11 protein-coding genes are annotated in these 13661 nt (G+C 59.9%); 7 read left to right on the top strand and 4 right to left on the bottom strand.

From position 1 onward, the window contains the following. Positions 1–25: 25 nt before the first annotated feature. Complete coding sequence (gene mnmA / locus ADM64_RS10300) at positions 26–1165, top strand: tRNA 2-thiouridine(34) synthase MnmA (RefSeq protein WP_048735286.1); 1140 nt, start codon at positions 26–28, stop codon at positions 1163–1165. Further along, positions 1162–2214, top strand: a complete 1053-nt coding sequence (locus ADM64_RS10295) for a methionine synthase (RefSeq protein ID WP_049194090.1) — start codon at positions 1162–1164, stop codon at positions 2212–2214. The genes mnmA and ADM64_RS10295 overlap by 4 nt, the downstream gene beginning before the upstream one ends. Positions 2215–2219: 5 nt before the next feature. Here ADM64_RS10295 and ADM64_RS10290 read toward each other — a convergent pair whose 3' ends face one another. Beyond that, positions 2220–3380: an ATP-binding protein gene (locus ADM64_RS10290; protein WP_049190099.1), complete on the bottom strand. Its 1161-nt coding sequence runs from the start codon at positions 3378–3380 to the stop codon at positions 2220–2222. Positions 3381–3519: 139 nt separating this feature from the next. Then, positions 3520–4188, bottom strand: coding sequence for a 3'-5' exonuclease (locus tag ADM64_RS10285; protein ID WP_049194088.1), 669 nt, complete (start codon positions 4186–4188; stop codon positions 3520–3522). Positions 4189–4284: 96 nt separating this feature from the next. Here ADM64_RS10285 and ligA point away from each other — a divergent pair, with 96 nt between their 5' ends. Next, a complete protein-coding gene (gene ligA / locus ADM64_RS10280) occupies positions 4285–6405 on the top strand; it encodes an NAD-dependent DNA ligase LigA (RefSeq protein WP_152907557.1) in 2121 nt (706 codons plus the stop codon). Positions 6406–6444: 39 nt separating this feature from the next. Here the strand turns inward: ligA and ADM64_RS10275 are convergent, their stop codons facing one another. Then, entirely contained in the window at positions 6445–8811 is a 2367-nt protein-coding gene (locus ADM64_RS10275; protein ID WP_049194086.1) for a glycogen/starch/alpha-glucan phosphorylase, read from the bottom strand. A 144-nt stretch (positions 8812–8955) separates the two neighbouring features. Further along, positions 8956–9621, bottom strand: a complete 666-nt coding sequence (locus ADM64_RS10270; RefSeq protein WP_048735304.1) for an amino acid-binding ACT domain protein — start codon at positions 9619–9621, stop codon at positions 8956–8958. A 227-nt stretch (positions 9622–9848) separates the two neighbouring features. On the opposite strand from ADM64_RS10270, the gene gatC reads away from it, so the two are divergent. The 4 genes from gatC to ADM64_RS10250 all read left to right on the top strand — a co-directional run bounded on the left by gatC (position 9849) and on the right by ADM64_RS10250 (position 13656). Continuing rightward, positions 9849–10142 carry an Asp-tRNA(Asn)/Glu-tRNA(Gln) amidotransferase subunit GatC gene (gene gatC / locus ADM64_RS10265; RefSeq protein WP_049194084.1) on the top strand — a complete coding sequence of 98 codons (294 nt, stop codon included), beginning with the start codon at positions 9849–9851 and terminating at the stop codon, positions 10140–10142. Positions 10143–10157: 15 nt separating this feature from the next. Then, positions 10158–11672: an Asp-tRNA(Asn)/Glu-tRNA(Gln) amidotransferase subunit GatA gene (gene gatA, locus ADM64_RS10260; protein WP_049181171.1), complete on the top strand. Its 1515-nt coding sequence runs from the start codon at positions 10158–10160 to the stop codon at positions 11670–11672. Positions 11673–11787: 115 nt separating this feature from the next. Then, the gene (locus tag ADM64_RS10255) at positions 11788–12855 is read left to right on the top strand and encodes a FecCD family ABC transporter permease (protein ID WP_080985638.1); all 1068 of its coding nucleotides are present in this window, start codon (positions 11788–11790) and stop codon (positions 12853–12855) included. After that, positions 12856–13656: an ABC transporter ATP-binding protein gene (locus tag ADM64_RS10250; protein ID WP_049194082.1), complete on the top strand. Its 801-nt coding sequence runs from the start codon at positions 12856–12858 to the stop codon at positions 13654–13656. Positions 13657–13661 lie beyond the last annotated feature (5 nt).

Genomic DNA, 13661 nt, shown 5'->3' with positions numbered 1-13661 from the left:
TCTAGAGGGGAAAGGTTGCAACGCAATGCGAGTTCTTGCAGCAATGAGCGGTGGTGTGGATTCGTCCGTGGCTGCGGCGCGTGCATTGGCCGCAGGTCACGAGGTCGTCGGCGTGCACTTGGCGCTGTCGAAAGATCCGCAGTCCGTTCGCGCCGGATCCCGCGGCTGCTGTTCGCTAGAGGACTCCGGCGATGCCCGCCGCGTCTGCGATGAGCTGGGCATTCCTTTCTACGTCTGGGATTTCTCCGAGCGCTTCAAGGAAGAGGTCATGGATGACTTCTACGACTCCTACGAGCGCGGCGAGACGCCGAACCCATGCCTGCGCTGCAATGAACGCATCAAGTTCGCCGCTCTACTAGAGCGCGGCATCGCGCTCGGCTTCGACGCTGTGGTCACGGGGCACTACGCTTTGCTTGGCGACGACGGCCTGTTGCGCCGCGGCCGCGATGCGAAGAAGGACCAGTCCTATGTCCTGGGCGTGCTGGATCGCGAGCAGCTGCAGCGCTCGATGTTCCCGGTAGGAAACACCGAGAAGCCAGAGATTCGTGAAGAAGCCCGCGGGATGGGACTAGGCACTGCCAACAAGCCGGACTCTTACGACATCTGCTTCATCCCGGATGGCAATACCAAGGCGTTCCTGGGCGCGAAGATTGGCCGTCGCCCGGGCACCATTGTGGATAAGGAAACTGGCGACACCGTCGCTGAGCACGACGGTGTCTACGGTTTCACCATTGGTCAGCGCAAGGGGATTGGCCTGGCGGGGCCGATGCCGGATGGCAAGCCGCGCTATGTCACCGGCATTGATGCAGAGACCGGCACGGTGACAATCGGCACGGCTGCGGACTTGAATGTCAACGTGCTCGAGGCCGACCGTGCCATCTGGCTGGCCAACCCGGATGAGGTACTCGCTGCCTCGGAGGCCGGCAAGCTGCAGGTGCAGGTGCGTGCGCACGGTCGCCCCATCGACTGCCGCATTGAAGTGCTGGCAGGACCTGACGATGACGTCACCGGACGCGGTGGCGCCTTCCGGCTGCACCTGAGCGATCCGCTTCGTGGTGTCGCGCCTGGTCAGGCCGCTGTTTTGTACCACACTGACACTGCGGGCGACTACGTGCTGGGCTCCGGCACGATTGTCTCGACCGCCCGTGAAGAGGACTTGTCGTGACCTCCTTTGTCGGCCTTGGCCCGATGCCGGGCCGCAATCCACACGAGGCGGCAGAGATTGTCATTGGCGAATGCCTGGAAGGTCACCTCACGCTACCGACGTTGCCCGCCCGTGGGTTCGGCGCCGATGCCGTCGGTCGCACGGCCGCCCTCATGGCTGACCTCGTCGTCGACAGGGGAGCGCGCTCCTGGAAAGTCGCCGACCGTCGTGGTCGCGCGAGTGCCTTGGCCACTGATTATCTCCACCGAGACATCGACGCGTGCGAGGAAGCGTGGGGACGCACCCCGCAGAAGATTCGCCTGACCGCTCTCGGCCCATGGACGATGGCAACTTCGGTGGAAAATGCCGCAGGCCATCTCATCGCCGTTGACCGCGGCGCCGTGAAGTACTTCGCGCAGTCGCTGGCCGCGGGATTGGCTTCCCACATCGCCGATGTCCGTCGGCGTTTCGACAGCGACATCGAGGTACTTCTGGCAGAACCCGCACTCGACGCAGTCGCACAGGGCAAAATCAAGGCCCCGTCCATGCTGATGGGCAACGCGGGCTATCTCCCCGCCCAGGGGCACCGCGAGATTGCGGAGATCTTCCTCGAGGTCACGGGGCCGCTGCGTGACGACGACATCGAAGTGACCATCGCGCTGTCGAGCCCCGATGGCCTGGCTGTTCAGGCCTTGGCGGATTCCGGTGCGGCCGGAGTGTGGCTACCTCGCAAAGAACTGACAACCACGCAGCAACTGGATTTTGCGGCTGCCGTGGTCGGTGCCGATATGTCCCTGGAGCTGGGTATTGTGCCAGTGACGGTCACGGAGCGAGAAGAGCACACGGGCGTCCCGGTGGCGACACCGGCTCGAGCACTCGCTGAGCAAGCAGCGCTGTTCTGGGATGAGCTGGGCTATTCGCGCCTACAGATTGCTGAGAGCCTGAATCTGGCGCCGATGGGCGGCTTTGCTGCCAGCTCCAATGGAGAAGCACAGGCGCAACTCGGCGCAGGCCGTAATGCCACGGAGCTTCTTCGTCGGGCAGCCGGTGACTTGGCTCGCGACGAATAGCGACCTTATTCCACCAGCGTATTGAGGTAATCGGCGAAGTAGGGAAGTGTGAATTCCACGTATCCCGTCGACGCTGACACAATCAGCTCGCGGTAAATCAGGTCATGGCGAAGCTGTGAGATGCCAGAGAGTTTGCGTCCCATGGTCTCTGCGATGGCGCTCGTGGCCACGGGCTTTCCATTGGGGGAGAGGCTCGCCATCGCTTTGAGAAAATCAATCTGGCGAGGTGGTACTTTTCGCAGGCTGGGCGCATGAACTTGCAGCCCGATGCGGCGGATTGATTCCGCTGCCGCATCCGAGACATGCTGAGCGGTAATGGTGTCCGAGTGGGCCAACCTGGCCTTAGCCCAAGCGACTGAGCCAATGGTCTGTATGAGATACGGGTAGCCGTGGCTGAGTTCAGCGGCCAGCTCGACGGCATCCTCAGTCATCGCACGTTCGCCGAGTTCTGCAGTTCTGCGAATGATGTCCTTGGTGGTCTCCACGTCCAATCGGCCCAGAGACACGCGCTCGGCACGGCGTAAGAATGTTGCGCCCTCTAGCTGGAGCAAGTCTTCGATACCGCTGGGCAGCCCGGCTGCGACAAAGGCAATCTCCGCATCGTCGCGATTTAGGTCCTGGATTGCATGGGCAATTTCGTTGAGCTGTGCGGGGTCTGCACTTTGAACCTCGTCGAGAGTGAGCAAGATGCCGGATCCCTGTGGCATGAGGAGAGCCGAGAGATCCTGAAGTTGGCTGAGCAGATTCCTGCCGGGCTCGGGCTGAGAAGTGCTGACTTCCGTCTTAAACCCGCCAATGCCGGCGATGGACAGGCCGGTGAGGTGACGGCCCTTGCCCGTCGGTGCACTGTCAATGGCACTGAAAGTGCGCGGAATGGTGACATCGGTGAGTTCAGAAATCATTTCAGAGCCGATGTGAGCACGCAGCACAATCCATCCCAGTTGCTTTGCTGCGGCTTCAAACTCGTTGAGAAGTACCGTCTTACCGATTCCGCGGGTACCGGAAATTAGCGCGGTTCGCCAGGGATTACCGGGGCCTTCCGCCAGAGCCAGCTCAAACGAGTCCAGCTCGACATCGCGCCCACCGATGATGGCCGGGGATCGGCCGAATGTGGGGTGGAAAGGATTGCGTGGGATGGAGATGGCCTTGTCGCCGCGAGTGGTCACGCATCAATCATAGCAATGGATAATCCACATCGGCTTGGATAACTTGGATATTCCGCCGAATTTTGGATATTCGATTTCCATTGGATAATCACAAAACTCTGGATATTGGGAGAGCCGGGGAGGGTGAGGGGGCCGCTGCTCAGTCCATCGGCCACCCGAAGGTGAAGTCCGACGTATCCTTACCTTTTTCGGTCAGGTACTGCTGCAGGTTCTTCTTGTACTGGTAGTACGCGACGGCCTGCAGCTCCATCAGCTCTTCTCCCGATTTTTCGGTTAGCTCCCGGTAGTGGCGCGCCATCACCCATGCGATGCGCGCAGCCGCCAGAGCATCTTCGGTGGCATCATGTGCCCCGTCCAGGCGCACCTGATAATGGCGGGAGACATCAGTCAATGTGCGTTTTTCACGACGTTCCGGATCAAAATAGTGGTCCAGCACAAAGGGGTCGACGACGAGGCCGTCAACGGTAAAACTGGGATCCTGCGAGCGCAGTACCGTCAGATCATAAGCCGCGTTATAGGCCACTACGGTCAGACCATCGCGCCAGGCAGCTCGAAGGCCGGCAATGGTATCCGCTAGCACTTCATCGTGCGGGCGCCCCTCCGCGCGAGCTTTTTCAGTGGTGATGCCATGCACATCAGACGCAGCTTGCGGAATTTCGACACCGGGATTAGCGAGCATGATGGTGGAATCTTTGCCCTGCTCAGTCAGTCGGACCAGTGCGGAAGTGACAATCTTGCAGGTGCGAGGATCCGTGCCGGTAGTCTCCAGATCAAACGCGAGCATGCGTCGCGGATCGAAATTATGCATGTCTCAACTGTAGCGGAGAGTGCGGATTCGCTGAGGGGCAGGAACAAGGTCAAGAGAATTTCCGTGTCCCCCGGCGCATCCGGGCAATGACATAGAATGAGCGACGTGACTTCCTCGACCGATGAGAACTCCGACCTGTCAACCTCCGATTTGTCTTCGTTTTCCAGCGCCCCCGCCTCCGAGCCGGCGCCGGCGGACGTCCGGGAGAAGTGGCAAGATCTAGCAACTCGCATTCGTGAAAACGCTGCGCTGTACTACACCGCGCAGCCGGTTATCTCCGATGCTGAGTACGACGAGATGTTCCGTCAACTGCAGCGGTTAGAGGAGCAGTGGCCCGATCTGGTGGTGCCGGACAGCCCCACCCAGCAGGTCGGTGCGCAGGTCGACACGCCTGCCGACGGGGAAGTGTTCGAGCCTGTTGAGCACCTCGAACGCCTCTACAGCTTGGACAATGTTTTCGATGAGCAGGAGTTGCGCGGCTGGCTGGCCCGCACCCCGGCCAGCACGTATCTGACCGAGCTGAAAATCGATGGCCTGTCTATCGACCTGGTCTATGAGAAGGGCCGCCTTGTCCGGGCGGCCACCCGCGGAGACGGCCGCGTGGGGGAGAACGTCACCGCCAATGCGCGCACTATCGAAGATATTCCGCATGAAATCAGTGGCGAGAACATTCCCGACGTGCTCGAGGTGCGTGGTGAGGTCTTTATCTCGTTGGAAGAGTTCGAACGCATCAATGCTGATCGCGTCGACGCAGGCCAGAAGCCGTTTGCCAACCCCCGTAACGCCGCCGCCGGTTCCCTGCGACAGAAGGATGTTGCAGAAGTGGCGAAGCGTCGCTTGTCCATGATTTGCCATGGAATTGGTCATATCGAGGGCTGGCGTCCACAGTCTCAGCACGAGGCCTATCGTGCCTTGGACGAGTGGGGTTTCCACGTGTCGCCGTATACAAAGCAGGTTCATTCCGCGGATGACGTCGTCAAGCAGATGCAGTACTGGGGCGAGCACCGTCACGATGCCATCCACGAGATGGACGGGCTTGTGGTCAAGGTTGACTCCCTTTCCGAGCAGCGCGCGCTGGGCGCGACCTCGCGGGCGCCGCGCTGGGCGATTGCCTACAAGTATCCGCCGGAAGAGGTCACGACTGATCTGCTGGACATTAGAGTCTCCATTGGACGAACTGGTCGTGCGACGCCATATGCCGTGATGAAGCCGGTTTTCGTGGCCGGGTCAACTGTCGAGATGGCGACGCTACACAACCCTTCTGAAGTGCACCGAAAGGGTGTGCTTATCGGGGACCGTGTGACTATCCGCAAGGCCGGTGACGTGATTCCAGAGGTGCTCGGTCCCGTGGCCGATCTCCGAGATGGTAGCGAGCGAAAGTATATTTATCCGACTCTCTGCCCGGAGTGCGGTACTCGTTTGGCTCCGGCAAAGGACAGCGATGCCGATTGGCGTTGCCCCAATACCCGCTACTGCCCAGGTCAGCTGCGTCGTCGAATTGAATTCCTCGCCTCCCGCTCCGGGTTTGATATCGAAAACCTGGGGGAGAGGGGCGCTGCCGATTTGATTCATCGCGGCGTGCTTGACGACGAGTCCCGCCTCTTCGACCTCACCGAGGAAGATTTGCTCGGCACTGAGGTCTACACTACGGCTTCGCGGAAAACCCTGAACGCCAATGGTAAGAAACTGTTGGCCAACATCGAGGCAGCTAAGGATAAAGAGCTGTGGCGCGTATTGGTCAGCCTGTCCATTCGTCATGTGGGCCCAACAGTGGCGCGGACCTTGGCACAGAAGTTCGGCTCGATGGAGGCGCTGCGCGCTGCGAGCCGCGAGGAGATTTCGGCCATCGATGGCATTGGCGAGATCATCGGCGATTCCGTGGCTGACTGGTTCGAGGTGGACTGGCACCGCGAGGTTGTCGAGCGCTGGGAAGCTGCCGGTGTGCGTATGGCCGATGAGGTCGCCGATCGTCCAGATCAGGTGCTAGAGGGATTGACCGTGGTAGTCACCGGCTCTTTGGAGGACTTCACTCGCGACAGCGCGAAGGAAGCCATTATCTCCCGTGGCGGTAAGGCCGCAGGGTCGGTGTCGAAGAAGACCGACTACGTGGTGGTTGGCGAAAACGCCGGTTCCAAGGCCACAAAGGCCGAGGAGCTGGGCTTGCCCATCCTCGACGAGGATGGGTTCAAGCGGTTGCTGGAAACCGGGCAGGCCTAGCTGGGGCTTGGCCCAGCCAGGATTTGGTCCAGCCGGGGCCTAAATCTTGGTCTCTTCCAGCTTCCAGACCTCATTGGCGTAATCGCGGATGGTGCGGTCGGAGGAGAAGCGGCCCGAACGGATGATGTTCAGGAAGCACTTCTTGGCCCATGCCAGCTCGTCGCGGTAGTCTTCCGCCATGCGGTCGCGGGTCTCGCGGTAGTCAGCGAAGTCGCCGAGGACGTAGTAAACATCGGCCGGCTCGTACCCGTTGGACTCCAGCAGCGAGAAGTGCAGGTCGTGGAACATTCCGCTGCCACCGTCAGAAAAAGTTCCGTCGACAAGCGAATCGACAGCGCGCTTGAGCCCCGGCACCGTTTCGTAAGTGCCACGCGGGCTGTAGGTGCGGCGCAGCTCCGGCAGTTCCTCTTCCAGCGCACCGAAGATGTAGGCGTTCTCTTCGCCGGCGGCGTCGACGATTTCGACGTTTGCGCCGTCCATGGTGCCCAACGTCAGTGCGCCGTTCATCATGAATTTCATGTTCGAGGTACCCGAAGCCTCCTTACCGGCAGTGGAAATCTGCTCGGAGACGTCGGTGGCCGGGATGATGTGCTCTGCCGGGGTGACGTTGTAATTCTCAACGAAAGCGACCTGCAGGCGACCGTCCATGTCCGGATCGTTATTGACCTTGTCCGCGATAGCGTTGATGAACTTAATGATGGCCTTCGCGCGAACGTAGCCTGGGGCGGCCTTGGCACCGAAGATGAACACGCGCGGTGGCACGTCCAGCGCTGGGTCTTCCTTGATGCGGTAGTAGAGATCGAGGATGTAGAGCGCGTTGAGAAGCTGGCGCTTGTACTCGTGCAGACGCTTAATCTGGGTATCGAAGATGGCGTCCGGGTTCACCGAAATACCCTGGCGGTGCTCCAGCCAGGTGGCGAAGTCCTTCTTGTTCTCGTGCTTGATGTCGAGAATCTCACGCAACACGGCCTCGTCGTCAGCAAACTTTTCGAGCTCAGCGAGCTTGTCCAAGTCAGTGACCCAGGCGTCCGAACCCGACAGGCGAGTCAGCAGTGCCGACAGGCGCGGGTTGCACTGGTTGAGCCAGCGGCGCGGGGTGACGCCATTGGTCTTGTTGTTGAAGCGCTCCGGCCAGATATCGTGCCAGTCCTTCAACGTTTCGCGCTTAATGATCTCCGTGTGCAGGGCAGCAACACCGTTGATGGAGTACGCGGCGTAGCAGGCGATCCACGCCATGTGGATGCGACCGTGAGAAATCGGCGCCATGTAGTCAATCTTGCCCTGGTCGAAGCCGCGCTCCGCCAGGTCTTCGCGGAAGCGGCGGTCAATCTCGCGGGTGATCTCCAGAACGCGGCCGAAGAGACGGTCAAAAATGGAGTATTCCCAGGTCTCCAACGCTTCTGCCAGAACGGTGTGGTTGGTGTAGGCGAAGGTGTTGGACACGACGTTCCAGGCGTCGTCCCAGCTCATATCGTGCTCATCCAGGAGCAGACGCATCAGCTCTGGGATAGCGAGCACCGGGTGGGTGTCATTGAGCTGAATGGAGTTGTACTTGTGGAAATCGCGCAGGTCCTCGCCGTGATTCTCGATGTAAGAATCGATCATCGTCTGCAGCGAAGCGGAGACGAAGAAGTACTGCTGGCGGACACGCAGGACCTTGCCGTCATAGGTCGAGTCATTCGGGTAGAGCACGCGGCACAGGTCATGGACGCGCTCCCGTTCGACAATGGCGTCGGTGAAGCGCTGCGAGTTGAAGGCGTCATAGTCGAACTCACGCATCGGCTCCGAGTGCCACAGGCGCAGCGTGCCGACGTTATCGGTGCCGTAGCCGGTAATTGGCATGTCATATGGAACAGCGCGCACCACCAAGTCATCAAAGGTGACAATCTTGGACAGTTCCTCGCGACGAATGACGAAGGGGTAGCCCTCTTCCATCCACGGGTCCGGGTGCTCATCCTGGAAGCCATCTTCGAAGGTCTGCTTGAACAGACCGTAGCGGTAGAGGATGCCATAACCGGTCACCGGCAGATTCTGCGTGGCACAGGAATCCAGGAAGCAGGCGGCCAGACGACCCAGGCCACCGTTACCGAGAGCGGCGTCATGTTCGGCCTCGAGCACGTCTGTCAGATTCTTGCCGTACTTTTTCACGGCAGCAGAGGCCTCATCCACCAGACCTGCATTGAGCAGGTTATTCAGCAGGGCGCGACCCATGAGGAACTCGGCGGAGAAGTAGTGCTGCTGGCGGGTAGCAGCGTATGCCTCTGTGGTGCGCTGCCAGTTGTCCGCTAGGTTATCGACAACAACCCGTGACAGACCGGACCAGAATTCCATCTCAGTGGACGACTGGGGGACACGGCCGGACTCGGCACGAATGTGGGATCCGACGAGGTCACTCAAGTTCGACATCAAAGAAGCTCCTTATTGACTGGTATCATTTCCAGACTTTACCGCTAAGCGTGAATCACTGCGCTCCATAGGGGAGGAGCCTTAGGGTAAGAGCTTCGAGCGGAAGGGAGCTGCCCTCAGAAGAGGGCAGCCCATTAGCCGCTGCTAGTCGATAATCGCGCCGACAATCGTGCCAATCCGTCCCAAGTGCTCAACCTCACTTGGTAGGAAGTCCGGCCCGCCGGGCCGGCCAATAACGAGAACGAGGCCCTTGCCCATCGGAGTGGCGGCAATGGAGGAGTCCATAACTGTCCAGTCCTCCGGCAGCCACGTTTCTTCGTCCGGATCGAGGTTTCGCGGCGAGTCAATTGGGGCTTCCGGCAGAGTCCGGCCGTTATCCTCTGGAGCAGCGGTAGAGGAAGCGCGACGTACCCAGCGGCCATCGCTCTGTTCGCCGAGGACGATAGCCCAGCCGGCAGTCATAGTCTGAGGCAGGCCGTCGACGACATCTCCGAGGGCACGATCTAAGTTTTTCGTGTGCTGCGAGAACTTGGCCAGCAGTGCAATCTGTCCGCGGCGGTCGACCGAGCCGGAGAAAGGCCTAATTGAATCGACTTCCACTCCGCTAATGGACTGAGCCGCTGTAATCAGTGTGTCTGGGAGCAGGCCCATGGGCAGGTCAACCACGATGTCGTCAACAACAACGCCATTAGCGCCGTAATCTACGACATCGACACTGCGAATATCACCTTCTACTTCGCCCAGGGCAGCCGCGACGTAGCCAAGTGCGCCTGGTTCGTCGGGAAGCTGGATGCGAAGGAGGTAACTCATGGCTGTGTGCACAACCTTTCGAATAATTGATAGTGATTGTTGCGGTGTAACTATAGAAGTAGTGATTTAGGCTACAGGGTAAACCTTTGAAATGTAAGACCCTGCGGACAACTGCTTGGCGACAACGACTACTGTTGGCAAGTACAGCCCGCTCGCGCGGTTCAAAATCAGTTTCAACTAAACTTCTGTGCACTAGCTTCGTACGAAGAAATGAAAGGGGTACTAGCGTGCCAGCTATCTCACGCGATGAGGTCGCCCGCCTAGCGCGATTGTCCCGTCTGGCTCTGACTGACGCGGAACTCGACGAGTTCGCCGGTCAGATCGACGGCATTATTAACCACGTCCAGGCCGTTCAAAAGGTGGCTGCGGATGACGTTGAACCGATGAGTCACCCCTCTTCGCTGTCCGGTGTGATGCGCGAGGACGTCGTCAAGCCGACGCTGACTGCGGAGCAGGCGCTGGACCAGGCGCCGTCGCAGGACCGCCAGCGCTTTGAAGTTCCCCAGATTCTTGGCGAGTAGGAGTACGTGGAAGAAATGACTGCAGCTAACCCGAATCTGCATGCCGCTGTTGCTGAGGACCCGATTCTGGGGCTGAGCGCTTTCGAGCTCGCACAGAAGATTCACGCTCGTGAGCTGACCTCGGTAGAGGTCACCCAGGCGTTCCTCGACCGTATCGCGGCAATTGATGAGGACATTCACGCATTCCTGCACGTCGGTGCCGAAGAGGCCCTGGCTGCAGCTCGCAAGGTCGATGAGTCGCTGGATGCTGGCGAGGAGCCGGCCTCCGCGCTGGCCGGTGTTCCGCTGGCGCTGAAGGATGTCTTCACTACCACCGATGCGCCGACCACCTGCGCTTCCAAGATGCTCGAGGGCTACATGAGCCCTTACGACGCAACGGTTACTGCCAAGCTGCGTGCAGCTGGCATCCCAATCCTGGGTAAGACCAACATGGATGAGTTCGCCATGGGCTCGTCGACTGAAAACTCCGCTTACGGCCCGACTCACAACCCGTGGGATGTTGAGCGCACCGCAGGCGGTTCCGGTGGTGGCTCTTCTGCAGCCCTGGCCTCCGGTATGGCTCCGCTGGCTATCGGTACTGACACCGGTGGCTCGATTCGTCAGCCAGCAGCTCTGACCGCAACGGTCGGTGTGAAGCCGACCTATGGCACGGTATCCCGCTACGGCCTGGTCGCTTGTGCCTCCTCGTTGGACCAGGGTGGCCCGACCGCGCGTACCGTTTTGGACACCGCGCTGCTGCACGAAATCATTGCTGGTCACGACGAGAATGACTCGACTTCCACGGAGCAGCCGATTGCCGATGTGGTTGCTGCTGCCAAGGAAGGTGCTACCGGTGACCTCACGGGGGTTAAGGTCGGCATCGTCAAGCAGTTCGACCGCACCGAGGGTTACCAGGCCGGCGTACTGGACAGCTTCCACGAGGCCGTCGACAAGCTTAAGGAAGCTGGCGCAGAGGTGGTCGAGGTCGATTGCCCGAACTTCGACCACGCACTGAGCGCGTACTACCTGATTCTGCCGTGTGAGGTCAGCTCCAACCTGGCTCGTTTCGACGGCATGCGTTACGGCCAGCGTGTTGGTGATGACGGTTCGCACTCGGCCGATGAGGTCATGGCTATGACCCGTGCCGCTGGTTTCGGCGATGAGGTTAAGCGACGCATCATCATTGGTACCTACGCGCTATCGGTCGGTTACTACGATGCCTACTACATCCAGGCACAGCGCGTCCGTACCCTGATTCAGCAGGACTTCGAGCGGGCCTTCGAACAGGTGGATGTCCTGATCTCGCCGACCACTCCGACCACTGCGTTTAAGTTGGGCGAGAAGGTTGACGACCCGCTGAGCATGTACATGTTCGACCTGTGTACTCTGCCGCTCAACCTGGCCGGCATGTGTGGCATGTCCGTGCCGTCGGGCCTGGCTGAAGACACGGGTCTGCCGGTAGGCCTGCAGATTATGGCTCCGCGCCACGGTGACGATCGTCTGTACAAGGTCGGCGCTGCCTACGAAAAGGTTCGCGGCTCGATTGCATAAAAGCGCTCAATAAGCGTTAGTCGGTTTTCTGCAACCGTCGTTTTCTCACTGAAGTGGGAGAGCGGCGGTTGTTGTCGTGTCACGGGAAGTTTCATACATGCGCAGGAACGCAAACATGGAGAGAGTCAGAATTAAAAACCCACCACGATTTATGCCTTGGATCTATGGGCTGGTCATTGTCATAGCCATTGCCGTCAGTCTGGTCGCTGCGGTGGTCTTCGGCTCGGCGGATATCACCTGGTCCACCACGACACAGGTCATTTCGCATCACATCTTCGGCACTGAGCTCGATGAATCTGTGCCCGCCAGTTCGGACACCATCGTCTGGAATCTCCGCGCTCCCCGGGGAATTCTCGCAGCGATTGTAGGGGCGGGGCTAGCTGTCTCCGGTGTGGCTATGCAGACATTGGTCCGTAACCCGTTGGCAGACCCATATCTGCTAGGTATTTCCGCCGGCGCCGGTGCCGGTGCGACCGCGGTGATTATCTTTGGTGCTTTCTCCGGTAGCCCCATCGCGCCGCTGACATTCGGTGCACTCCTCGGTGCAGTAATGGCCACCCTCGCGGTCGGTGCTTTCGCCACTGCAGGCGGTGGGCTGACTCCGCTGCGTTTGGTGCTCTCCGGCGTTGTGCTCTCCGCTGCGTTTTCCGCGCTGAGTAGCTTCATGGTCTTCGCTGGGCCAGACCCGAGGGCCGCGCAGTCCGTGATGTTTTGGATGCTGGGCTCTGTTGCCGGTGCGACATGGCTGAAGACGCTCTTCCCGCTCATTGTCCTCATCGCAGTACTGTTGTTTTTCCTGGTCAAAGCCCGTCATCTGGATGCGCTGGCAACTGGTGAGAGCACCGCAGCGGCCGTAGGTATTGATGTTTCTCGGCTACGCACACAGGTATTTGTGCTCCAGGCTGTCCTCGTTGGCACGCTCGTTGCGGTCTCTGGCGGCATCGGGTTTGTCGGCCTGGTGATTCCACACTTGACCCGCATCTTGGTAGGGGCCACGCACCGCGTTGTCCTACCGGTTGCTGCCCTCATGGGTGGACTGTTTCTCATCTGGGTGGACATCATCGCGCGCGTAGTGGGCGGAAGCCAGGAAATGCCGCTGGGAGTAGTCACGGGATTGGTTGGCGCACCACTTTTCCTCTACCTCATGAGCCGCTCGCACTACAGCTACGGAGGTGCTGAGTAAATGAGCGCTCTACAAAAATCTGTACTCGCCGCTAAAGATGTGCGCTGTGATATCGCTGGGCGCACGATTGTCAGCGGAGTCAACCTCAACTTCGGTGCAGAACCCATGACCGCCATCATTGGTGTTAACGGCGCGGGTAAATCCACGTTGCTGCGTGCGCTCGGTGGAATCACGAAACCGGCCACGGGCGAGGTCGAGATTAACGGCAAATCGATGAGCTCAATCAGCTCGAAGCACCGCGCCCGCGATTTGGCTTTCGTCGCGCAAAACGAGGTTCCACCCGCCGAAATGCGCGTGCGCGACTTTGTCTCCCTGGGGCGCTTGCCCTACCAGCGCCTTTTTGGTGGCAACACTGCCGAGGACAATTCCCACGTCGACCGTGCGCTGGAGCTCGTAGGTCTGGAAACGGTCGCGCAACGCCTGTGTGGGCAACTCTCGGGTGGGCAACGTCGTCGCGTGTGTCTGGCGCGTGCCATCGCCCAGGACTCGCCAATCATGCTTCTCGACGAGCCCACTAACCACCTCGACGTGCGCCATCAACAATCCGTCCTCCGCCTGGCCCGCTCCAGCGGAGCGTGTGTCATTGCCGCGATCCACGACTTGGATCTGGTGATGAACCACTTCGACCGCGTCATCGTGGTCGCGGACGGCGGTATCGCGGCCGACGGCATTCCCGCAGAAGTGCTTACCCGCGACTTTGTCGCCCAAATCTTTCAGGTTGAATCCTGTCAGCTCAATTCCCCCGCTGGCCGCCGCCACCTCGCAATCGATAGCGAGCTGGATGCTGCCACCATCAACTAGGAGTA

Source organism: Corynebacterium sp. 401_CJEI (genome assembly GCF_001076435.1).
GTDB classification, from domain to species: domain Bacteria; phylum Actinomycetota; class Actinomycetes; order Mycobacteriales; family Mycobacteriaceae; genus Corynebacterium; species Corynebacterium jeikeium_D.
This window is presented reverse-complemented; position numbering and strand designations above follow the sequence as displayed.